Origin of the sequence: Clostridium bornimense (assembly GCF_000577895.1) — a bacterium.
Classification (GTDB): Bacteria; Bacillota; Clostridia; order Clostridiales; family Clostridiaceae; genus Clostridium_AN; species Clostridium_AN bornimense.
Map to the genome: position 1 here is coordinate 892,358 of NZ_HG917868.1, position 22,597 is coordinate 914,954.

A 22,597-nucleotide genomic window follows, 5' to 3' on the forward strand; every position below is an offset into this window, starting at 1 on the left:
TAAAAGTTTTTTTATAGGGCGAAATAATACATATACATATTAAGGAGTGATTATTGATGACTAAGTGTGATGGACACTTAACAAATAGTATTGATCTTGGGATTATAGCACTTAAGAGTTCAAAAGAACTTGGAAAGAAGATAGATGCTCATTTAAGAAAAAGATTAGATCATGATGAGACTTTCTTAATTTCTTCAGATGAAATTAGATTTTCTAATGGTGAAGGAAAAGTAAAACTTTCTGAAACTGTAAGAGGAAAAGATATATATATTATTTGCGATGTTGGAAACTATAGTTGTACATATAAAATGTTTGGTTTTGAAAATCACATGGGACCAGATGAACATTTTCAGGATATAAAGAGGGTAGTATCTGCAATAAGAGGAAAAGCTAAAAGAATAACAGTTATTATGCCTTTATTATATGCATCAAGACAACATAGACGTAAGGGAAGAGAGTCTTTAGATTGCGCTATTGCACTTCAAGAATTAGAAAGATTAGGAGTTCAAGAAATTCTTACTTTTGACGTTCATGATCCAAATGTACAAAATGCTATACCACTATTATCTTTTGAAAATTTATATCCAACATATGATATAGTTAAAACAATAATAAGAGAAGAAAAAGATCTTGATATCAATAAAGATAGCATGTTAGTTATTAGTCCAGATACTGGAGCAATGGATAGAGCTATTTATTATTCAAGTGTACTTGGAGTAGATGTAGGTCTATTCTATAAGAGAAGAGATCACTCTACTATAGTAAATGGTAAAAATCCTATAGTTAAACATGAGTATATGGGAAGAGATGTTGAAGGAAGAGATGTTCTTATTGTTGATGATATGATCGCATCTGGAGAATCTGTTTTCGATATAGCTCAAGAACTTAAAAAGAGAAAAGCAAGAAATGTATATGTAGCTGCTACGTTTGCATTTTTCACAGAAGGAACTGAAAAAATCGAAAGATTTTATGAAGAAGGGTTAATAAGTAGAGTATATTCAACTAATTTAACATATATTTCAGATTCAGTTAAAAATGCACCGTGGTTTAAAGAAGTTGATATGTCAGAACTTATCTCTGTAATATTAGATAAGTTAAATAAAAATACAAGTATAGCTCCTTATTTAGATGCAACAAGAGTAATTACTAAACTTTTAAATGAAAGAGAATAACTTTCAAAATAAGGTTAATTTTAAAAAGAATTAGATATACTTATTGATAATGTTAAGTAAAAAGAACTCCTTCTTGGCGATAACTAATTTATTTGCCAGAAGGAGTTCTTTTAAAATGAAATATTCATAGTTTGAACTAAATCTAATTTCTTATGTCTTGGTAATTTTTTTATAGCATACTCACGTTTAAGTGCTGATGATTTATCATCAAAGGTTTCGTAATAAGCTAATTTTACTGGTAACCTATTTCTGGTATATTTAGCACCTTTACCACTATTATGAGTAGCGATTCTTTTTTCTAAATTATTTGTCCAGCCAGTATACAAAGTATCATCAGAACATTGCAATATATATACATAACACATAAAATCATCCTTAGTTAAAAATATAATTAGTATATTTGTTTAAATGAATATCCGCCTTCAGTAAGAAGGGACTTAATTGTATCGATATGTTGGAATCCATTAGTTTCTACAGTTACTTCTAGGACAACATTTTTAAGTCTATCAATTGCTTTAAATTGATTGTGCTCTAACTGAATAACATTAGCATTTGCTTTTGTTAGTAAATTAGAGATTGCAAGTAATTGTCCAGGATTATCAGGTAATTCAACGCTAAAGCAGAATAGTCTTCCTCTAGAAACAAGACCACTATTGATAAGAGAAGATATAGTAACCATATCTATATTTCCACCACTTATTACAGAAACTACTTTTTTACCTTTAACTTTTAATTTCTTTAATGCAGCTAGAGAAGCTGCACCAGAAGCTTCAGCTAAAAGTTTATGTTTTTCAGTAAGAACAATAAAGCTATCAGCAATTTCTGCATCAGAAACAGTTATAATTTCATCAACATAATCTTTTATAATTTCAAAAGTTTTGTCTCCAGGAATTTTTACTGCAATACCATCAGCAATAGTATTAACAGTGTCTAATGTTTTAAGTTCACCAGAATTAAAAGATTGGTACATAGCATTAGCACCTTCAGCTTGTACACCAATAATTTTAATGTTAGGATTTAATTCTTTTGCGGCAAGAGAAATCCCGCTTATTAGTCCACCACCACCGATAGGACATACTATAATATCAACATCTGCAAGGTCTTCAAAGATTTCTAAAGCAATAGTCCCTTGTCCATACATTACATCTAAGTCATTAAAAGGATGTATAAATACAGATCCATCTTCCTTTTCAATTCTCCTTGCTTCATTATATGCATCATCATATACATTTCCATGAAGAACTACATTTCCACCAAAGTCTTTTGTAGACTTCACTTTTATTAAAGGAGTAGTTTTAGGCATAACTATCTTGGATTTAATACCGAATAAGTTAGAAGCATAAGCAACTCCTTGAGCGTGATTTCCTGCTGAAGAGCATACAACTCCTTTACTTTTTTGTTCATCTGTAAGAGTTGTAATTTTATTTAAAGCTCCACGTAATTTGTATGCTCCAGTGATTTGTAAATTTTCACATTTCATATATACATCATTTCCACATTCTTTAGAAAAAACGTTACTGTGCATTAAAGGAGTTTTTTCAATAATATCCTTAATATTTTCACGTGCCATCTTTATTTTATCTAAATGCATTTTTCAGCCCCCCAAAAAAAATAAAATTTAGTTATATTATATCACTATATTACTGTTATTGGATAGTTATACAAAATTAAAATATTTATCTATTAGTTTCAAAAAACTATTTTTAAATTTAATATCATCTTCTAGAGTTCTCTTTTTTGTTACCGATACTCTTTTTCCAGCCCTCCTAGCTTTTTGCCCCATGTGTCTTTGAAAAAGTAGCATATCAATATTTTCATTAGTATAAATCAATCCTTTTTCATTAATGGCATGGGCACCACGTCCTAATGCCATGGCTGCAACACCATAATCTTGAGTTACAACAATGTCATTTTTTAATGTTTTATTCATCAGTGCTATATCTACAGAATCACGTCCTTTATCAACAGTTATAACTTGGCATTGTGGAGAAGATATTATGTGACTTGTATCTACAAAAAGAATTACAGGAATATTTTTAGTAGAACATAATTCTATTATTATATTTTTTACAGGACATGCATCTGCATCTACTAATACTTTCACTAAAATCCCCCTTTCAAGATTATATTAATATTATTATAAACTTTAATTAGAGAATATAACAAAAAATTTTTTATATAAAATTAATATGTGACAACATTTACATAAAGTGTTACTATATAAATATAAGGGAATTTGAATTTTATTACATAAAAATGTAAAATAAAAATATAAAATACGTTTATTTTACATAATATGGGGAGGATTCGAAAATTATTTTTTTATTTTTGAAATAAGTGTGGGGGATGTTATGAAAAAGCGGAAGTTCAAATTAATGTTAAGTTTAAAAATCAGTTTAGCTGTTTCTATTATATTAATAATAAGTTACGCAACTATTTTTACATCGGTTTTGATGGGACAATATAATGATAGTATCAGTAAGGCGGAGACTACTGCTAAGGATATGATTTCAGTATATAGTGATCAAATTGGAACGGAAATAAAGAGTCTAGAAAATATAAGTAAAACTTTAAAAAGCTTTATAGAACAAGAGATGAGATCAGGTAAAAAGGATAGAAACTCAATAATAGAAATTCAGAAGCAATTATTAGAAAATTATTCTAATTTATATGGAGTGGCAGTTACATTTGAGGCTAATAATTTTGATGGTGATGATGCTGCATATGTAGGAAAAGAAGGTGCAGGATCTAATGGGGAGTTACAAAGCTATGTTATAAGAAATGGTGATGGATATAAGGTTTTACAATCTAAGTCATCGAAACCAGATAGTGAATGGTATACTAATCCAAGAATAAGTAGAAAAACTTATATTTCAGATCCAAAACAATATTCTATTGATGGAAACGAGGTTAACTTAGTAACATTATCAGTACCAATATTAAGTAATGATAATATTGTTTTAGGAGTAGTATCTTTAGATATAGAAATTAATATTTTCCAAGAGTTGATTGAAACTATGAATCCTATTGGAGGTACAGCTCAGCTTTTATCAGAAGAAGGTATTTTTGTTGCTAATACTGAAAGTCCAGAATCAATAATGAAAGACGCTAGAGAGTTAGGTGAACCATGGGTAACAGTTACGCAAGCTACAAATAATGAAAAAGATATAAATGAATATTTAGATTCAGATTCCATAGACGGAAAAGTGCTAGAAATAACTTCGGATATTAAAATAGATGGAGAAAAGCTAGGTTGGAAGTTATGTTCGACTATTCCTAAAGATAATATTATAGAAAATGTAAAAAAAGAAATTGTGTCCGTTTATATAAAGGCTATAATTTTCTTAATAATAACTATACTTTTTATTATATTTATTATTAATAAAGTAGTTAAGAGAATAAAATATGCAGAAAATCATTTAAATACTTTATCTAATGGAGACTTAACAAAGGAAATAGATGTAGCTATGCTAAAATCTAATGATGAGATTGGAAATATGATGAGAAGTATGAATGTTATGCAAGAAACGCTTAGAAACATTGTTAATAATATTCAAAATGAGTGTAATATAGTAGCAGAGTCTATTGAAAACACTGATGTTCAAATAGAAACTTTAAAAGAAAAGATTGAGGATGTATCATTAACAACAGAAGAAATAGCAGCTGGAATGGAAGAAACAGCAGCTTCTACAGAAGAAGTAAATGCATCTTCAATGGAAATGAAGAGAGATATCAATGATGTTGTTAAAGAAGCTGAAAATGGTGTAAAATCATCAATTACAATTGCTGATAAAGCATCTAATCTTAAAGCAGATGCTATCGAATTAGAAAAAAATGCAAAAGAAGTAAGAAGAAAGCTTAGTACTAATTTACAAATAGCTTTAGAAAAATCAAAATCTGTTGAGAAAATAAATGTTTTAACTAAAGGAATATTAGAAATAGCGGAACAAACTAATTTATTATCTTTAAATGCCGCAATAGAAGCGTCACGTGCTGGAGAGGCAGGTAAAGGATTTGGTGTAGTAGCTAATGAAATTAAAGAGTTAGCTGATATTTCAAGAAATAATGTAAAAGAGATTCAAGGTATAACTAATATTGTTATAGAATCAGTGGAAGGGTTAAAGAAGAGTTCATTAGAGGTAATAAATTTTATTGATAATCAAGTTATTCCTGACTACCAAAAACTTTTATCTACTGGTATTAATTATAATGATGATGCAGATTTATTTAATAACTTACTTAATGGTGTAAAGAATGTATCATGTGAATTACTAGGTAATATCGAAGGTATGGTACAAGCTATAGATGAGATAACTGTAGCAGCGACAGAAGGTGCTGAAGGAACTTTGGTGATTACCGATAAAGTGGAGGAAATTGTTAACCTATCAGATAGTGTTATGAAAAATTCTAAAAAAACAAAAGTTTGTACTGAAAAACTTTTAAGTGAAATATCACGATTTAAAAATTAATGATAGGAGCTGCATTATGTAAGATGTAGCTTCTTTAAATTGAATATAAGCGATAGATGTAAAAAACAAACAAAAATATTGTTATTTTTTGATGGAATAGTAAAAAGATGATATAATTATTGGTGTAAATATTTTATAGAAATAAGGGACTTAATATAATAAGAAAATATCTAATATAGGTAAGGATAATGAGGATATGTTACATAAAGTATTAATTCATACAATTGAAATTTTGATAGTTTTAATAGTTTTAATAGTGGTAATACATGTTATTAAAAGTCTAAAGAAGATGAAAGATACAGAACAAAAATTATTGGAAGCAGAAAATGAATATAAAGAATTAATTAAGGTATTACCTGAAGCAATATTAATATTAGAAAACGAAAAAATAGTATATATAAATCAATATGGATTAGATTTTTTTGAAGTTAATTCTGTAAAAGATATGAGTATCGAAAAACTGAATACTGTTTTTGATAATTCATTAAATTATGGACAATTAAGAAACAAATCTGAATACCAAGAACTTGAGCTTACTAATAAAGATGGGAATATAAGAAATGTAGAAGTTAGAATGATAAAAAATATAGAAGGTAAGTTAGTTATTGTAATTACTGATATAACAGAGAGATTTTTAAGTTATGAAAATACTGAAAGAGAAAGATTGAAAAATGAGTTTTTTGGGAATTTATCTCATGAATTTAAGACGCCTATTAATGTGTTATTGAGCACAGCACAATTGTTAGAAGTTCATCAGAATAAAGGTACAGCAGATACGGTTATGTCTGAAACTATTAAAATAATAAAACGAAATTCTTATAGATTATTGAGATTAGTGGATAATCTTATTGAATCTACAAAAATAGATACAGGAAGTGCAGAGATGAATTATTCCAATTATGATATAGTTCAAGTTACTGAAGATTTAGTGGATTCCTGTATATCATATGCAAACAATTATAAGATAAAGATTATATTTGATACAGAAGTAGAAGAGTTAAAGGTGGCTTTAGATATTGATAAATATGAAAAAATTATCTTAAACTTAATTTCAAATGCAATTAAATATAATAAAGAGAATGGTGAGATTTTTGTAAACTTATTAGTTAGAAATGATAATGTAGTTATAGAAGTTATAGATACTGGTATAGGCATTGCGCAAGAGAAGATAAAATATATTTTCCAAAGATTTATGCAGATAAATAAATCTTTTATAAGAGATGTAGAGGGAAGTGGCATTGGACTGTACATGGTAAAGTCCTTAGTAGAATTACATAAAGGTAAAATAGAGGTAGAAAGTGTTGAAGGGGAAGGAAGTAAGTTTACAGTTACTTTTCCTAAAACTATTGTGGAAAGTGAAGATGATACTGTGTACAGCAAAGGTATTATAGCTGATGGAAAAAGCAGTGTGAAAATAGAGCTTTCTGATTTATAATTATAGATATGGTAATAATATAGTTATAAGTTAAGATAGGAGAAATAGAATATGGCAAAAAAGGTATATGCTATAAAGGAAGGTTTCGATAAAGAAAATAATAAAAAAATAGTTAATGTAATAGTTAATACTTGGGCAGAGTGTCAAAGATATGTTACAGGAGTTAAAGGAGCAAAATATAAAAGTTTTGAAAATATTGAAGATGCAAAAAGATTTATTAGTGATAGCGGAGATGTTTTAAATAAAAAGGAAAATGATTATCCTAAAGATGGATTACATATTTATGTGGATGGTAGTTACAATGTATCTACAGAAGAGTATTCCTATGGAATGGTCGCCGTAGAAAATGACGTAGTTTTACATATAGAATCAGGATACAGTAAAAGTAATGAGGAAGCTAACATAAGACAGATTGCAGGGGAATTAGAAGGAGCTATAAGAGGAGTAGAATATGCATTGACTCTTGGTAAAAGTCAAGTAGTGATATTCCATGACTACATAGGAATAGCAAATCATGCTACTGGATTATGGGAGAGAAAAGATAAATCTTCTATAGAATATTATAATAAGATGCAAGCTTTAATGGCAGCAGGAATAAAAGTTGTATTTGTTAAGGTAGATAGTCATACTGGAGATTTTTTCAATGAGTTAGTGGATGAAAAGTGTAAAGAAGAATTGGGAATTCCGTCAGAAAAGGTAGTGGAAAGTTGGCTTAGTAGAAATGTACTAAGAGTATACGATGATACGGTTAAAAAACAAATATCAACTATTGCGCCTAGAGGAGTTAAAAATCTTATAGTTATTAACGAAACAAATAGTGGAGAAAATGCTACTAATGTTGATAATATAGAGATGGAAGAGGAGATAAGCACTGAAAGATTATTAGGAAGAATGGAAGAAAGAAAAGCAATAATCATAAATATGTTAAATTCAGAACTTCCAATAGAAATGATTGAAAACTATACTAAAGTTTCAATAAGAGAAATAGAAAATATAAGAAGAGAAATGTAATATTAATGGAGCTGTCGCGCGAAGGGTGTGGCAGCTTTTTAAATCAGATTATGTTTCTTGCTTAGGTTGAAATTGATATAAAAGTCGTTACAGAAAGATCATGAAAGTTGCACTTTAATGAAGCTTTGAATATATATTTGCATAGGATTATATAGAGAGAGTTAAGTTTATATTAGTACCTGTTCTAGTTAAGTAGTGGTAAAACTGTATCTCTCCAATAAAATACACTAGCTGTCCGTAGGACTATAATAAAATTCCTCATAAATAGGAATTTTCACCTTACCTGTGCCATAATAAAAGGAACTATCGCTCACAAATTTTCGTCTGTTAATTTGACAATCTCATTTTTTATAGAATACAGATTTTCCTTTAACTATTGTATGTAGTATGTCAATGTCTTTATTAAATATAGTGATATTTGCAAAACTACCTTTTTTAAGATTTCCTCTATCATGTAAGTCTAGATATTTAGCTGGATTTATTGTTACCATTTTAATAACATCATTGATAGATATTGAGGTATTATTTAAAAAGTTTTTTACTGCGGTATTCAAAGTCAATATACTTCCAGCTAAGGTACCATCTTCTAATCTTGCAGAATTATCTTTTAAATATACTGTTTGACCACCAAGTTCAGAAATTTCATTAGTAGAAGAAGCTGCTCTCATACTATCCGTTATTAATATTATTTTATCAGCACCTTTAATTTTTAATAATACAGAAAACATATATGGAGAAACATGTATTGTATCTGCTATTAGTTCACAATAAATATCGCTATTAAAAGCTGCACCTAAGATAGAGGGATTTCTGTTTAGCATTGGAGGCATGGCATTAAAAGTATGTGTGCATCCAGTGATCCCGAGATTTATTCCTTCCATAGTTTCCTCATAAGATGCAGCAGAATGTCCTATAGATATTTTTATATTATAATTATTTATTACATGTTTTATAAAATCTTTACCATTATCAATTTCAGGGGCTAAAGTTATAATTTTTATTATATCTATATAATTTTCTATAAAATCAATAGAAGGTTTGATTATGTGTTTTGATTGTTGAGCACCTTTAAATTTTTCATTTATAAAAGGGCCCTCTAAGTGAGCACCGAGAATTTCACTTCCAGGTAAAAAGGAAGTCATAGAATTTCTTATATTATCTAATGCTTTATATATTGATTCCTTATCCATAGTCATAGTAGCAGGTAAAAAAGAAGTTACACCATTTTTACATATAGTTTTACTTATTACATTTAAAGCTTCAGAGGTTCCATCCATAGTATCGTAATTATTAGTACCATGGATATGGATATCAATAAATCCAGGAGAGACAAATTCTCCATTAGCATTTATTATTTCAATATCATTTAAATTAGATACAGCGTTTATAGGAAGTATATCTATAATTTTTTTATCAAAGAGTAAAATATGATTTTCTAATATAGTATTTTCTAATATAATTTTTCCATTAATTATTCCACGCATTAAAAACACCCTTTATGAGAAAAATATATATTCATTGTATATAAAAATAATAATCTAATCAATAAGTTAGAATTTATGACCACAATATCGACATATCTTAGCTTTAGCTCGTACAAATTCTGAACAGATTGGACATTCTTTAAAATCTTCATTAATAGATTCTTTGGAAAATAATAATTCAACTTGATCCTTTTTTATTTTTTCTAATAAATCATTAAGTTCTAATAGTTTAATTTGTAATAATGAAAGATAATTTTCATTATTTATACAACAATTATAGCAGTCTCTAAAAAGCATTGCTAAAAATAAGAACGGACTACTGATTATTAATAATCTTAAATAATTTCCTAGAGGTATAGGTAAAGATGGAGTGAATTTCAACCAATAGATGATAGATACTATAGTTATAATCCAATTTACAATCTCTAAGAATTTATAAAAGTGTTTACTAGGAGGAAAGAATCTTTTTTTTATTTGTAATAAAGAAATTTCTTTTTCATATAAAGAAATTTCCTTTTTTATTAATCTTATTTTATTATTTAAATCTTCTGATTTATCAATAATAGAAGGTTCGCTCATCGTTAATCACCTCAATTTATTAACAAATAATAATAGTATATGTGGATAATGATAGAAAATGATACTTAAAATGTTAATAACTGTGTATTATATTATAATAAGGAGGTGTTTTTGTGAAAAAAGTATTGAAAGTTTTATGTCCTTTATTATTGGTTCTAATAATTTTTAATGGATGTATTGTGAAAAGGGAACCTTTTGACAGAAGAAAGTATCAGTGGCTTGATGGGAATGATATTTTTGTAACAGAAACAAATAAGTGGGAAGAGTGGAGTAAAAGTTGGGAAAAAACAAATGGTGAACCTACAGAAATCGTATTAACACCAGGGAAAGATGAAACAGAAATAAATTTTGCATGGTATTCTAAGAAAGATGAAAAAAAGCCAGAATTTAAAGTAAGTGAAAGTGAAGATATGATAAATTCAAAGAAAATAGATGTTAAATCTGAGAAGGCTACAAAAGGATATTTATCCAATAAAGTTACAGTAAAGAATTTAAACTCAAAAAAAGAATATTACTATAGCTATACTATAGATGATAAGTGGAGTGATCCTTTGAAGATATCAACAATAGATAAAGAAGGATTTTCATTTTTATTTGCTGGCGATCCTCAAATAGGAGCTTCTAAAAATGTATGGAATGTAGATGGAGAAACTAAATTTGATATTGCAAAAAGAGATGGTTTTAATTGGGATAGATCCTTAAATTTTTCATTTATGACATCAGCGATACCACGTCCTAATTTTATAGTTACATCAGGAGATCAAATTCAATCACGAAGCAAGAATAATCCTAGTAAGTATTATAATAAAAATGAGGTGGAGTATGCTGGTTTCTTAAGTACAAAAATATTAAGATGGTTGCCCATTGCTACAGCTATTGGAAATCATGATTCTCCTAGCGGAAACTATTCATTTCATTTTAATAACCCAAATGAATCATCATTAGGAAAAACAGAGGCTGGAGGAGATTATTATTTTACTTATAAAAATGCATTATTTATTATTCTTAACAGTAATAACAGTAACACAGAGGAACATAAAGAATTTATCAATAAAACTGTGGAAAAGAATAAAGATTTGAAGTGGAGAATAGTAACTTTTCATTATGATATATATGGATCAGGACCTCATAGTGAAGAAGATGATGTTGTAAAATTTAGAGATAATATAGTTCCAGTACTAGAAGAAAATAATATAGACTTAGTACTTAATGGTCACGATCATACTTATTGTAGAAGTTATATATTAAGGGGTGGAGAAAAGGATATTAGATATAGTAAGGAAGATACAGAACTTTATAATCCCAATGGAATAGTATATATTACTGCAGCTTCATCAACTGGGAGTAAGTATTATGAATTGTCTAAAGAGGTGCCAAGTTATTTAGCATTCAGGGCAGAAGTACAAGAAACTATGGTTACTAGTGTTGAAGTTAAAGATAATACTTTAGATATTAAAACTATTAATGATAATCGTACTGTTATTGATGAGTTTAAGATAATAAAACAATAGTGATGTGAAAGGTGGTAAATTAGTGTATAATTTCAATAGATGTTAAACTATAATGAAAATAGTACTATTATGGTTTTTATTGGAGGATAATTAATACATTAATATTGATATATTCTTATGATATGAAGTATAATCAGATTATAAATATGTATTCAATAGGGGAGGAATATGAGAGAGGCAATAAGATTTATTATAAATATTATTCTACTGGGGATAATTTCATTTAGTGCTACAGAGATAGGGGTTAAAGGATGGCAATATTATAAAGCTGATAGAACTTATTCTAAGGTAGAAGAATTTAAACCAGCAGCAGAAAATAGTGAAGATGAAGAAAATGTTGTAAATGATGAAAATGAAGATAACTATAAAAAATTAAAAGAAATAAACTCGGATTATAAATTGTGGATAAGCATTCCAGAATTCGCCATAGAATATCCTGTTGTACAAGGCGAGGACAATGATTTTTATTTACACAATGATTTTTATAAAAATAAGAGTTCATCAGGAACTATTTTTCTTGATTATAGAAATGATGTAGAAAATGATAAGAACTTAATAATTTATGGACATAATATGAAAAATGGTAGTATGTTTAATAAAATAACAAAATATAAAGAATCTGATGAATTTAAAAAAGGAAAGATGAAAATTATAGAAAATAATATGGAATATACATATGAAGTTTTTTCAGTTTTTGTAGAGGATGAAAGTAGCCATGAATTGAAAAACAAATTTAATTCTTCAACGGAATATGATGAGTATATTGAAGAATTAAAAGAAAAATCTATGTTTAAAAAAGAAGTTAACAATACTGATTATCAAAATATAGTAACACTATATACATGTAGTTATGAATATGACGGAGCGAGAACTATTGTAGTAGCTACATTAGTAAATGAATAGAGTTAAATAAGACAGTGAATAGTGAAGGTTAATTTTCCACCTGTGGGGAAAATATTATAATCTTGCAGATAGCAACTAAAATTGACATTTTCATATTACTTAGTCATTACAATGCCAATTTTAATTATAAAATAAGTGCGGTGATATTAAACTTTAATGTCACCGCATTTTTCTATAATTTTAATAGCTCAATCCTACCTTTTCAAAGGCTTGTTTTAAGTCATTGATTATATCTTCAATATCCTCTATTCCAACACTAAATCTAAAAAATCCATTAGAAAATTCATCAGGATATAGATATTGACGCTCATCATCTGGTCCAAAGAATACTATTAGGCTTTCGTCATGACCAAGAGATACTGCAGAAGTTATTACTTTGAGATGACTAATAAAAGCATTATGAGTATCATAATCAGCATCTATTCCGAAAGAGAGAACACCAGAAAAACCATTCTTCATTTGCTTTTTTGCTATTTCATGTCCAGGGTGACTTTTAAGTCCAGGATATGACACGAAAGTAACAAAAGGTAAAGATTCTAGATACTTAGCTACTTTTAAAGCATTATTGTTGTGTTGTTTCATTCTTAATGGTAAAGTTACAGCTCCTCTCATTATAAGCCAAGCATTGAAAGGACTTATGGTTCCACCTAGGTTAACCATTGCTTCTTTTCTAATTTTATCAATTAGATCTTTTTTTCCTAGAACGGCTCCACCCATAGCATCTCCATGACCGTTTATATATTTTGTGAGACTTTCAATAGATAAATCTGCACCTAATGAAGTTGGACGTTGATTGTATAAAGAAGCAAATGTGTTATCCACAGATAATAAAGCATTATTATTGTGAGCAATTTTAGCGATTTCTTCAATGTCACTAATGTTTATAATAGGGTTTCCTGGAGTTTCTATATGAATTAATTTAGTGTTTGGTCGTATAGCAGCTTTTAGTTCTTCTAAATTTGATGAATCTACAAAAGTACATTCTATTCCATATTTATCAGGAAGATATTCTGTCAGTAATCTATATACAGCAAGATAGGTTATTTTTGAGCATACTACGTGGTCTTTTGATTTAAGAAAAGTAAAAAATACAGATGAAAGAGCTGAGACTCCGGAAGCTAAAACTACAGAATCTTCGCAGCCTTCTAAAGTCGTTAATTTTTCTTGAAGATATAATTGATTTGCTCCACTATTTCTTGTATAGAGAGCTTTATCGGTACTACTCCAATTTATATCTGTTGGATCATAAGGTAGTGCATAACTATTTGCCATAATTATAGGACGTTTAATAGCACCACTCCCTTCATCAATATCATTTCCACTATGAACAGCTCGAGTTTGAAATCCGTATTCTAATCCAAATTTATTCTTTGACATAACATAAAGCCCCCTTTAATATTTATTCCTACTATTTCGATATGAATATGTGATAATAATATAATATACTAATCAGTGTAAAAAGTAAACAGTTTATATAAAAAAATACATAGGTAAATAAAAAACGATCATTATACAATAGAAGACAAGAAGTGTCAAATAGAATTCATAAAAGTTAAAAAATCCATCATAAAAGAAAAAAATATAAAGAAATTTCAAATACGATTAAAAAGACAATGTATAGGAAGAAATATGGAAATTTACATAATAAAGTGAGATAATTAAAGTGTAAAGAATATATTAACAAAGGTAGGGGACAACCATGAAGGATTTATGCTTACAATACAATTATTTTATAGCAAAAAAAGAGTTCAATATAAAAAAAGATTATTTTGAAAAAGGAATATCTTATGAAAGACAAATGAATTATGATTTTGCTATACATATGTATAAAAAAGTATTAAGCATAGATAAATTTCATTTAGAAGCAAAAGAGAGACTCTATCATATATATAGAAATACAAATAAAACTAATAAAGTAAATGAGGTTATATCAGAACTTTTAAAATATAATAATTCTGAATATATTGGGTATCATTATAAATTTAATTCTTTGATGGAAGAAGGGAAATTTGAAGAAGCAGAGGCTTTGTTACTAAAGATAAGTAATATATTTAGAAATATGGAAAGCTTAAAATTAGATTATATTACTTATTTAGTAAGTATTGAAAAATATAAAGAGGCTAAGAAAATAATAAATTCTATAGAAAAAAGTAATTGTTACTATGGCATATTTAACATAAGAAAAGTTTTAATATTGTTAGCTATGGGTAAGAAAGAAGAAGCTATTAGTTTATTATTTTCAAGAGAAATTTATGATAAAGAAAATATAATTGTAAATGAAATGATCTCTTTAGTAGCTAATAGAGATATAAATGTAAAATCAACTATAAAGCATATTAATAGATTAGAAGAAAAAATAGAAATGAGTGTCTAATTAGATTGGAGGAAAAGTATATGATTAATAATGGGACTATATATATTAATAATTTAACAAGCAATTTATCAACTCCATTCGATATGGAAATTTTAAATAAATATTTAAATAACAACGAAGAGGATGAGAGTATTAAAAAAGGATATGATATTCTTGAGGCATCAAGTAAAGTTAGAGAAATATCTATGATGTATGGAGCAAAAAATAGAAGATTATAAAATATAGAATGGGTTATTACACAAGGTAAGTAAAAATTGTGTAATAACCCATTATTTTTCATAAATTTATAACTACCTAGCATATACAATTTTTTCTGTATAATCACCTGTTCTAGATAAGTAGTGGTGAATATTGAAGATACATATTTTTTAATATTCTACACAATTATCGTAGTTTACAGAAAAAGTTTCCCTTTCGTCTTTATATATATGTCCAGAGGAGTAATTGTCTCCATTTACAGTTATGTAGACTTTTGATACACCAAAATTATATCCTAGAGAATTAACTAGAGATTTTAAAAGCATTAATTCACTAGTAGATCCTAAATTCATGGTATTTATAAAATTATCACCAAAATCTACACTCAAAGTATCATTTTCTAATTTAGCACTATTTACAGTAACCTTAGAGGAAAGAGTTAGGGTATCACTATTTTTTTCAGTTTTAAGAGCATTAACGATAGCTTTTACTAATGCACCATCTGTAACTTTAAGAGTTTCATTATAATAAGTCATTTTGTCATCTAAACAATTATAAGTATATAATCTTACAGTTTGGGTTTTTGTCTTAGGATCATTAGAATCTTCTATAGATGAATTTGTGTTATCAGTTTTACTATCCTTAGTAGAAGTTTCAATAACAAAAGGGTCTATGTTAGAGCTTGTTTTATTATCTTTAGTAGTTTTATTTCCACATCCTAATAAGGATATGGATATCGAAATTAGTAACAATAAAGAAATTGCTTTTCTTTTCATAAAAAAACCCCTTATATAATATGCTTTGTAATATTATATAAGGGGTTTTTTCAATATAGAACTAACAAATTTAAAAAAGTTTAAATAAACTGTAATTATAACATAAAAAGGATATAAAGTAAATCTTGTTATCATAAAATAGTATATTTGCATCATAATGTTAAGAATAAGACAAAATTGATGAAATAAGACACAAAAGTCAGATGATACGAAAAAGTGTAGAAAATGGTATTTTGCAATGGCATAATTAAAATAAAGAAAGATAAAACCAGTGAGGGTGAGAGATATGAAAAAAAATAAGGGTAAAATATCATTAAAGTTAATGTCTTTATTACAAATAAATAGATCAGAAAATATAAAAGAAATAGCAGGTAGTTCAACAGTAGATGAAGAAACTGTTAAAATAAAAGATACTATAGTATTTAGAAAAAAATCTATAATTATTAAAGAAAAATACAATTTCGATAATAAAATTGAAACAGTTTTAGAATTATTAAAGGGAAATGAATCAAAAGTAATAATAAGTGGGTATGAATTTGCTGATTTCCAATTAGTTAATGATAAGTTATATTTTTCACGTATAAATAAAGAAAATTTAATGGAAAATTCAGTGGAAGAATTTGTGTTTAATTTTGAAGAAGAGAAGTTAGATCATGTAGAAGAAATTAATGAAGAAAAAATTAAAAAAGCTATTATTGATGCTATAAATATAAAGTTTGCAGAGAGTTATAGCATATATAGAATAAGAAGTGCAAAATTAAAAAGAGTATATTCTAGAGATGATAAGTGTTGTATATGGTTCACTGTTAAATTAACTGATAAGAATATAAGAAAAGAAAATAAGATTACTGGGGTTTATTGTGATGATTTTTCATATGTAGCTGAAAAAGATATCTTAAATGTAAGCTATGATGTTGATAATACTTTAAATATTATAGAAAGTAAGAATGAGTATGAGGAAGAAATAATAAGAATTAGAGAAGGTAATATTATAAGTAAAGGGAGCATTAATTTAAAAAATGTAATGCCAAAGAATAAAATAGAGTTAAATAAAAATTTTATAATCGTATCTGAGAGCATATATGTTGTTAATTATTTAAATGGAAAGATATTAAAATATACTATTAAAGGAAATAAATATGAAGTAGAAAAAAATTATAATTTTGCAGCAGAAGATTTTGATAAGGATATTGATGGCAATATATGGGCTGTAAAAAGCTTTTGTGGAGAAAATATAGTATATAAGTTAGAAGGTGATCAATTTATTCATCAGTATCGCGTAAACTCAGATAGATGTTTATTATCTGTATATGATGACAAAAATATAATTATAAGTGATAGAAGTGAATATTCGCTGATTAGTAAAAACAGTATCATAGCATAATATGAAGAGCTGATGCACAATATCGATTTATTGTGCATCAGCTCTTTTTTGTAGTAAAATCGTATTTAGTTAATAAAGTTTAAGGTTGGGATAGATTATGATGAAAAAATCGTCATTATTGCAGATGTTTAATAGAGATACTATTGGAGAAAATCATATAAAGGGTAAAAGAGTATTTGAAAATGACCTAGTGGAATCTATGGATATAGTGGAAGAAGAAAATATTATATGTATTGATGGAAATGTAATTTCAGAAAACTTATTTAATGAGTATAAGACTACTATAGAGGTAGATATAAGAAATAAAAAAATATTATATACATATTGCACTTGTGCAGATTATAAAAATAATGGTCGTTTAAGAAAAAATTATAGTTGTAAGCATGTAGTAGGAACATTTTATAAAGCATTAGAAGAACTAGGTGATGAAGATAAAGAGATTGAAGATGGGGATAATGTAGACATATTATCATTACTTTTACCAGAAGAAAAAGAAAAGCCTGAGATTAAAATAGAGGTATATATAAATAAGGATAAATGGAATGGAAATATATCTGCAGAATTTAGAATTGGACTTAAGAAGGTATCTTCAAATAAGCTTTATGTTTTAAGAGATATAAATCAATTTTTAATTGGATTTTACAATAAGATTCCTATTAAATATAGTGAAAATTTTTCCTTTGACTTAAATAAGCAAGTATTATCTACAAAAGATAAGGTTCTTATTGAATTTATAGAAACGTTAAAGAAAATAGAAAAGAATAGTAAAGAAAAGATTATTTCAGGAAAATACATATATATACCGGAATATTTTCTAAGAGACTTTTTTAAAGTTATATCTAATCATAGAATCTATCTCAATGAAGGTTTTTTTAATAGACCTGTTGATGGAGAGATTAATTTTGATATACCAATGATAGATTTTGATATGAAGATTATAGGGGATAAATATGTATTAAAATGTCCAAGTGGTATGGCTATGCCATTAAATGATAAGGGCAATGTATTTATATATGGAACAACTATAGTGTTACCACCATATGATTTTTGTTATAGGATAAATAATTATTTAAAGATATTTAATAAATGTGATGTAGTAACTATTCCTATTGAAAATGAAGAAAAGGTACTTAAAGAACTTATTCCTAGTATAAAGAAAATCACCAAGAATCTTATCTTAAGCAAAAAGGTTCAAGATAAGATTGTAGATGAACCAGTAAAATTTCATTTCTATTTTGATCGGGAAAATGAAGAAGTAACTTTAACATTAAAGGTTTCTTATGGAAGGTATCAGTTTAATATATTGGATGAATTTGAAGAAAAAATAATATATCGAGATAAAAAGAGCGAAGATAAGATAATAGGTACTTTAAGGACATTAGGATTTGAAGCTATAAAAAATAAGTTTCATATAATATATGGTGATGATTATATATTTAATTTTTTCAAATATAAAATAAATATACTTCAAGATATAGGAGAAGTATATTATTCAGAAAATTTTAAGGGAATAAAATCAATAGGAAGTAAATTTATAAGTGGTGAGATAGCAGCAGGAAAATATGATTATTTTGAGATGAAGTTTAAATTAGGGGATATACCTGAAAGTGAAACAAAGAATATATTAAGAGCTTTTAGAGATAATGTTAAATATTACAAGCTTGATAATGGTGAATTTTTAGATATAGAAGAAATAGAGATGAGACGCTTTTTAAAATTGATTGATGCAGTTGCACCTTTTGATATAGAAAGCAATGAAGTATCTATTCCTAAAAATAAAGGCATATTTCTTAACAATTATTTAGAAGAGAATAATATAAAATATATTAAAGGAAAGCCAGAGTTAAGCAAATTAAAGAAAAAACTAGATTCAATAGGTGAGAAAAGGTTTAAGATTCCAAAGAATATAAATGGAGTACTTAGAGAGTATCAAGTTATAGGATTTAAGTGGATGAAAACAATAGAGGAATTAGGTTTTGGTGGAATCTTAGGCGATGAGATGGGACTTGGAAAAACAATTCAAGCTATAACATTTATTTCTGCAGGAAAAGGAAAGAAATCTCTTGTAGTTACTCCAACATCACTTATATATAATTGGAAAAATGAATTTGAAAAATTTGCTCCAACATTAAAAGTAGTTATAAATAATGGTGACAAAGATACGCGAAGAGAAGTATTAAATGAAAGCGATGATTTTGATATTATTATTACAACATATAATTTATTAAAAGGTGATATTGAATATTATAAGGATATGGATTTTGATTATTTTATATTAGATGAGGCTCAATATATTAAAAATCCTCATTCACAAAATTCAAAGATGGTCAAAGAGATTAAAGCTAAAGTAAAATTTGCTCTTACTGGGACACCGATGGAGAATTCGCTTATGGAATTATGGTCTATTTTTGATTTCATTATGCCAGGATACTTATATGATGAAAAAACATTTAGTGTTCGATATCATAAAAAACTCAGAGAAGATAAAGTAGTAATAGAAGAATTAAATAAGCTTATAGAACCATTTATATTAAGAAGAAAGAAATGTGATGTAGTAAAGGAATTACCAGAAAAAATCGAAAAGATAGTAGAAGTTGAATTAGAAGAAGAGCAAAAAAAGGTTTATGGGGTATATAGTAAATATGCCACAGAACTTATAGAAAAAAAAGTACAAGATGGCGAGTTTGAAAGTAGTAAAATTGAAATATTATCTTATATAACGAAGCTTAGACAAATAGCATTAGATCCATCAGTTACAATTAATGATTATGATGGGGGTAGCGGAAAAATTGAAGCTTTAATGGAATTATTACAACATGCTATAGAAGAGAACCACAAGATATTAGTATTTTCACAATTTACATCAATTCTTTCAAATATAGCTAGAAGGCTAGAAGGAGAAAAAATAGATTTTAGTTATTTAGATGGATCTATACCGGCCAAGAAAAGAATGACTTTGGTAGAAAATTTTAATAATGGAGATGATTCAGTATTTCTTATTAGTTTAAAAGCTGGTGGAACAGGATTAAATTTAACATCTGCAGATATAGTAGTTCATTTTGATCCATGGTGGAATCCTGCTGTTGAAAATCAAGCTACAGATAGAGCACATAGGATAGGACAAAAAAATGTTGTTGAAGTTATAAAATTAGTTTCAAGAGGAACTATAGAAGAAAAAATAGTTAAGTTGCAAAAAGATAAAGAGAAACTTATTGAGAAAGTAATAGATGAAGGCAGTAGTAGTGACAATATCGTAAAAGATCTAGATGAGAAAAGTCTTCTTGAAATATTGGAGTTTGATATATAAAGTATAAAGACTATTTTATATTTAGAACATGCAGTGTAATAAAATATTAAAGCAAGCTATATGAAAGTTCAACTTTCATATAGCTTGCTTTATATATTCATAGTATTAATATATATGGTTAAGTGCATATTAGAATCTGTTCTAGTTAAGTAGTGGTGAATTATATCAAAAGTATTGAAACATAAGGTTATAGAATTTTTTATTTGCTATAACATTCAGAGTAATTTGCAGAAAAAGTTTGTCCAGGTGCCATAGAAACATGGCCAGATTCATATGGATTACCATTTTGCGTTATTAGTGCTTTTGATACTCCAAAGTTATAACAGAATGTATTTATTGTAGCGGTTAAAACATAATATTCTGAAGTTGAACCTACTTTTGTTGTATCGATAAATTTATCGCCAAAGTTTATTGATATCATGTCGTTATTTCTATCTATGCTTGCAGACCTTACATATGCATCAGCTGGAATTGCAGCTATAGATGGATCTTTTAATGCTTCCACTAATGTCTTTGTTAGAGCACCGTCAATAACTTCAACTTCTTTATCAAAATAAGATATACTATCATTTAAGGAATTATAAGAGAAAATCCGTACTACTTTTTTCTTAGTGTTACTAGTATTTTCTACAGAAGGTAGTTGTTCAGGTTCCTGAATAGGTTGAGCATAGGTAGGTACATTGTTATCAATAACGGTAGAGGCATTATCTACTGTAGTAGTGCCATCAGTTACAGTAGTAATGTTATTAATTGAATTATCTTCAGTGATGGTTGGCTCTGGAATTGATTCTTCATTGGTGGTGTTATTTTGATTATTTTTCTCTTTAGCAGATTTGTCTGATATATCAGCATTGTTATTACTAATAGTTTTATTTTTACTTGTATTTTCAGTAGCTTTCTTTGATGATTCTTTTTCACAACTAGATAATGAACATATTAAACAGATTAATAATAAAATAATAGTTAGTTTTTTCATAAAATCACTCCTCTATATAAGTATACAATATAGAGATAAAATGTATATAGAATACTTATATGTTAAAAATACACAAAACGGTGTTTTATAGTTATGCAGAAGAGTTTTATGCATTTTAGACTTTAAGTCGATTAATACGGTAAAAAAAAGCCTTTTACATGATAAAAAATGACAAATAAATAGAAAAAAGCGTTATATAATCAAAGTATATACAAATACAAATGTTTTTATAAAAAAATGGGGTGATTTTATGAAAATAATTGGGGAAATAGGAAAAAGTTTTACTGAATTAGGGATAGGTATGATTTTCATAGATTTAATATTAGTTGTACTAATTATAGCGCTTATTAAGTGTATGAAAATAAAGAAAATATATGAAGCTTTTTCTAAACAGTTAAAATCTTATGAAGGTAATGAGCAATTAGAAACTAAAGATAAAGTATTGAAGTCTATTGTTGATAGTTTTATTAGAGCTGCTGAGTCGGGAATATCAAAAATAAATTTGAATGCAATTATAAATAAAAATTTAGATAGAGAATTAATTAATGCAGAAAAAAGTATAAAAGTATATGGTTCTTTAATAGAAGTACTAGGGGTAATAGGAACATTTTTGTCTATTATGATAACTACTATGGAATATAAGAATGTAGTAGTTTCCAAGATAATAATATCATTTTGGCCAATAATGTTTGTTATGGGAGCTAAATTATTATTGGAGATAGTGAAATTGATGATTATAAAAAGAAAGGAAGAGTTTTATTTTCTTTTAGAGGATTATTTAGAAAATGATATATACAGTTTATACAGGGAAAAGCAAAATATAGAAATTACTAAAATAGAAGAGCTACAAAATAAAATAGAAGAGTTAGAAAAAGTGATAAAAGAGTCTTCTATTAATTCACAAAAGTTTGCTGCAATTTTAAATGATTCAACAAATAAGATTAGATATAATTTTAATTTATTACATAGTGATTTAAATAAGGTTCATGAATTATTGAAAAGTAGATGGTAGAAGTTC

General features: G+C 27.1%; 19 protein-coding genes. 11 read left to right on the forward strand and 8 right to left on the reverse strand.

The genetic code is table 11. The annotated features are described in order from the left end of the window. Positions 1 to 56 precede the first annotated feature (56 nt). Complete coding sequence (locus CM240_RS03960; RefSeq protein ID WP_044036660.1) at positions 57 to 1,172, forward strand: ribose-phosphate pyrophosphokinase; 1,116 nt, start codon at positions 57 to 59, stop codon at positions 1,170 to 1,172. Between the two features lie 110 nt (positions 1,173 to 1,282). Here the strand turns inward: CM240_RS03960 and CM240_RS03965 are convergent, their stop codons facing one another. The 3 genes from CM240_RS03965 to CM240_RS03975 all read right to left on the reverse strand — a co-directional run bounded on the left by CM240_RS03965 (position 1,283) and on the right by CM240_RS03975 (position 3,276). Next, complete coding sequence (locus CM240_RS03965; protein WP_044036662.1) at positions 1,283 to 1,537, reverse strand: GIY-YIG nuclease family protein; 255 nt, start codon at positions 1,535 to 1,537, stop codon at positions 1,283 to 1,285. Between the two features lie 26 nt (positions 1,538 to 1,563). Continuing rightward, positions 1,564 to 2,763, reverse strand: a complete 1,200-nt coding sequence (gene ilvA / locus CM240_RS03970; protein WP_044036664.1) for a threonine ammonia-lyase — start codon at positions 2,761 to 2,763, stop codon at positions 1,564 to 1,566. 66 nt (positions 2,764 to 2,829) lie between these two features. Then, positions 2,830 to 3,276, reverse strand: a complete 447-nt coding sequence (locus tag CM240_RS03975; protein ID WP_044036666.1) for a YaiI/YqxD family protein — start codon at positions 3,274 to 3,276, stop codon at positions 2,830 to 2,832. A 247-nt stretch (positions 3,277 to 3,523) separates the two neighbouring features. Between CM240_RS03975 and CM240_RS03980 the strand changes: the two genes are divergently transcribed. The 3 genes from CM240_RS03980 to CM240_RS03990 all read left to right on the forward strand — a co-directional run bounded on the left by CM240_RS03980 (position 3,524) and on the right by CM240_RS03990 (position 8,087). After that, positions 3,524 to 5,641 (forward strand): methyl-accepting chemotaxis protein, encoded by a 2,118-nt coding sequence (locus CM240_RS03980; protein WP_044036668.1) that lies wholly within the window; start codon positions 3,524 to 3,526, stop codon positions 5,639 to 5,641. 196 nt (positions 5,642 to 5,837) lie between these two features. Further along, positions 5,838 to 7,076 carry a sensor histidine kinase gene (locus CM240_RS16730; RefSeq protein ID WP_051483675.1) on the forward strand — a complete coding sequence of 413 codons (1,239 nt, stop codon included), beginning with the start codon at positions 5,838 to 5,840 and terminating at the stop codon, positions 7,074 to 7,076. 51 nt (positions 7,077 to 7,127) lie between these two features. After that, positions 7,128 to 8,087, forward strand: a complete 960-nt coding sequence (locus CM240_RS03990) for a ribonuclease H family protein (RefSeq protein WP_044036670.1) — start codon at positions 7,128 to 7,130, stop codon at positions 8,085 to 8,087. A 341-nt stretch (positions 8,088 to 8,428) separates the two neighbouring features. On the opposite strand, the gene nagA is transcribed toward CM240_RS03990, so the two are convergent. Together nagA and CM240_RS04000 are read right to left on the reverse strand one after the other, a co-directional pair. Continuing rightward, entirely contained in the window at positions 8,429 to 9,571 is a 1,143-nt protein-coding gene (gene nagA / locus CM240_RS03995; protein WP_044036672.1) for an N-acetylglucosamine-6-phosphate deacetylase, read from the reverse strand. 66 nt (positions 9,572 to 9,637) lie between these two features. After that, positions 9,638 to 10,150: a zinc ribbon domain-containing protein gene (locus CM240_RS04000; protein ID WP_044036674.1), complete on the reverse strand. Its 513-nt coding sequence runs from the start codon at positions 10,148 to 10,150 to the stop codon at positions 9,638 to 9,640. 113 nt (positions 10,151 to 10,263) lie between these two features. Between CM240_RS04000 and CM240_RS04005 the strand changes: the two genes are divergently transcribed. Both CM240_RS04005 and srtB read left to right on the forward strand, forming a co-directional pair. Next, positions 10,264 to 11,661: a metallophosphoesterase family protein gene (locus CM240_RS04005; RefSeq protein WP_044036676.1), complete on the forward strand. Its 1,398-nt coding sequence runs from the start codon at positions 10,264 to 10,266 to the stop codon at positions 11,659 to 11,661. A 168-nt stretch (positions 11,662 to 11,829) separates the two neighbouring features. Next, positions 11,830 to 12,564 carry a class B sortase gene (srtB, locus tag CM240_RS04010; RefSeq protein ID WP_044036688.1) on the forward strand — a complete coding sequence of 245 codons (735 nt, stop codon included), beginning with the start codon at positions 11,830 to 11,832 and terminating at the stop codon, positions 12,562 to 12,564. A gap of 180 nt (positions 12,565 to 12,744) precedes the next feature. On the opposite strand, the gene CM240_RS04015 is transcribed toward srtB, so the two are convergent. Continuing rightward, positions 12,745 to 13,941 (reverse strand): trans-sulfuration enzyme family protein, encoded by a 1,197-nt coding sequence (locus CM240_RS04015; RefSeq protein WP_044036690.1) that lies wholly within the window; start codon positions 13,939 to 13,941, stop codon positions 12,745 to 12,747. A 322-nt stretch (positions 13,942 to 14,263) separates the two neighbouring features. Here CM240_RS04015 and CM240_RS04020 point away from each other — a divergent pair, with 322 nt between their 5' ends. Beyond that, on the forward strand, positions 14,264 to 14,938 hold the full coding sequence (locus CM240_RS04020) for a tetratricopeptide repeat protein (RefSeq protein ID WP_044036691.1): 675 nt from the start codon (positions 14,264 to 14,266) through the stop codon (positions 14,936 to 14,938). A 20-nt stretch (positions 14,939 to 14,958) separates the two neighbouring features. Further along, positions 14,959 to 15,156, forward strand: coding sequence for a hypothetical protein (locus CM240_RS04025; RefSeq protein ID WP_044036701.1), 198 nt, complete (start codon positions 14,959 to 14,961; stop codon positions 15,154 to 15,156). Positions 15,157 to 15,306: 150 nt separating this feature from the next. On the opposite strand, the gene CM240_RS04030 is transcribed toward CM240_RS04025, so the two are convergent. After that, positions 15,307 to 15,912: a GerMN domain-containing protein gene (locus CM240_RS04030; RefSeq protein WP_044036703.1), complete on the reverse strand. Its 606-nt coding sequence runs from the start codon at positions 15,910 to 15,912 to the stop codon at positions 15,307 to 15,309. Between the two features lie 286 nt (positions 15,913 to 16,198). Between CM240_RS04030 and CM240_RS04035 the strand changes: the two genes are divergently transcribed. Together CM240_RS04035 and CM240_RS04040 are read left to right on the forward strand one after the other, a co-directional pair. Then, positions 16,199 to 17,296, forward strand: a complete 1,098-nt coding sequence (locus tag CM240_RS04035) for a hypothetical protein (RefSeq protein ID WP_044036705.1) — start codon at positions 16,199 to 16,201, stop codon at positions 17,294 to 17,296. A gap of 97 nt (positions 17,297 to 17,393) precedes the next feature. Further along, the gene (locus CM240_RS04040; protein WP_044036722.1) at positions 17,394 to 20,603 is read left to right on the forward strand and encodes a DEAD/DEAH box helicase; all 3,210 of its coding nucleotides are present in this window, start codon (positions 17,394 to 17,396) and stop codon (positions 20,601 to 20,603) included. Positions 20,604 to 20,802: 199 nt separating this feature from the next. Here the strand turns inward: CM240_RS04040 and CM240_RS04045 are convergent, their stop codons facing one another. Further along, positions 20,803 to 21,579, reverse strand: a complete 777-nt coding sequence (locus tag CM240_RS04045; RefSeq protein ID WP_044036723.1) for a GerMN domain-containing protein — start codon at positions 21,577 to 21,579, stop codon at positions 20,803 to 20,805. A gap of 250 nt (positions 21,580 to 21,829) precedes the next feature. Here CM240_RS04045 and CM240_RS04050 point away from each other — a divergent pair, with 250 nt between their 5' ends. Beyond that, entirely contained in the window at positions 21,830 to 22,591 is a 762-nt protein-coding gene (locus CM240_RS04050) for a hypothetical protein (RefSeq protein ID WP_044036725.1), read from the forward strand. The last annotated feature ends 6 nt before the right edge of the window (positions 22,592 to 22,597 follow it).

Coding starts and splice junctions, on each gene's coding strand:
- CM240_RS04000 (WP_044036674.1), bottom strand. CDS start 10,150: ATGAGCGAACCTTCTATTATTGATAAATCAGAAGATTTAAATAATAAA.
- CM240_RS04040 (WP_044036722.1), top strand. CDS start 17,394: ATGATGAAAAAATCGTCATTATTGCAGATGTTTAATAGAGATACTATT.
- CM240_RS04020 (WP_044036691.1), top strand. CDS start 14,264: ATGAAGGATTTATGCTTACAATACAATTATTTTATAGCAAAAAAAGAG.
- CM240_RS03965 (WP_044036662.1), bottom strand. CDS start 1,537: ATGTGTTATGTATATATATTGCAATGTTCTGATGATACTTTGTATACT.
- CM240_RS04050 (WP_044036725.1), top strand. CDS start 21,830: ATGAAAATAATTGGGGAAATAGGAAAAAGTTTTACTGAATTAGGGATA.
- srtB (WP_044036688.1), top strand. CDS start 11,830: ATGAGAGAGGCAATAAGATTTATTATAAATATTATTCTACTGGGGATA.
- CM240_RS03980 (WP_044036668.1), top strand. CDS start 3,524: ATGAAAAAGCGGAAGTTCAAATTAATGTTAAGTTTAAAAATCAGTTTA.
- CM240_RS03990 (WP_044036670.1), top strand. CDS start 7,128: ATGGCAAAAAAGGTATATGCTATAAAGGAAGGTTTCGATAAAGAAAAT.
- CM240_RS04025 (WP_044036701.1), top strand. CDS start 14,959: ATGATTAATAATGGGACTATATATATTAATAATTTAACAAGCAATTTA.
- nagA (WP_044036672.1), bottom strand. CDS start 9,571: ATGCGTGGAATAATTAATGGAAAAATTATATTAGAAAATACTATATTA.
- CM240_RS04045 (WP_044036723.1), bottom strand. CDS start 21,579: ATGAAAAAACTAACTATTATTTTATTATTAATCTGTTTAATATGTTCA.
- CM240_RS04030 (WP_044036703.1), bottom strand. CDS start 15,912: ATGAAAAGAAAAGCAATTTCTTTATTGTTACTAATTTCGATATCCATA.
- CM240_RS03960 (WP_044036660.1), top strand. CDS start 57: ATGACTAAGTGTGATGGACACTTAACAAATAGTATTGATCTTGGGATT.
- CM240_RS16730 (WP_051483675.1), top strand. CDS start 5,838: ATGTTACATAAAGTATTAATTCATACAATTGAAATTTTGATAGTTTTA.
- CM240_RS04015 (WP_044036690.1), bottom strand. CDS start 13,941: ATGTCAAAGAATAAATTTGGATTAGAATACGGATTTCAAACTCGAGCT.
- CM240_RS04035 (WP_044036705.1), top strand. CDS start 16,199: ATGAAAAAAAATAAGGGTAAAATATCATTAAAGTTAATGTCTTTATTA.
- ilvA (WP_044036664.1), bottom strand. CDS start 2,763: ATGCATTTAGATAAAATAAAGATGGCACGTGAAAATATTAAGGATATT.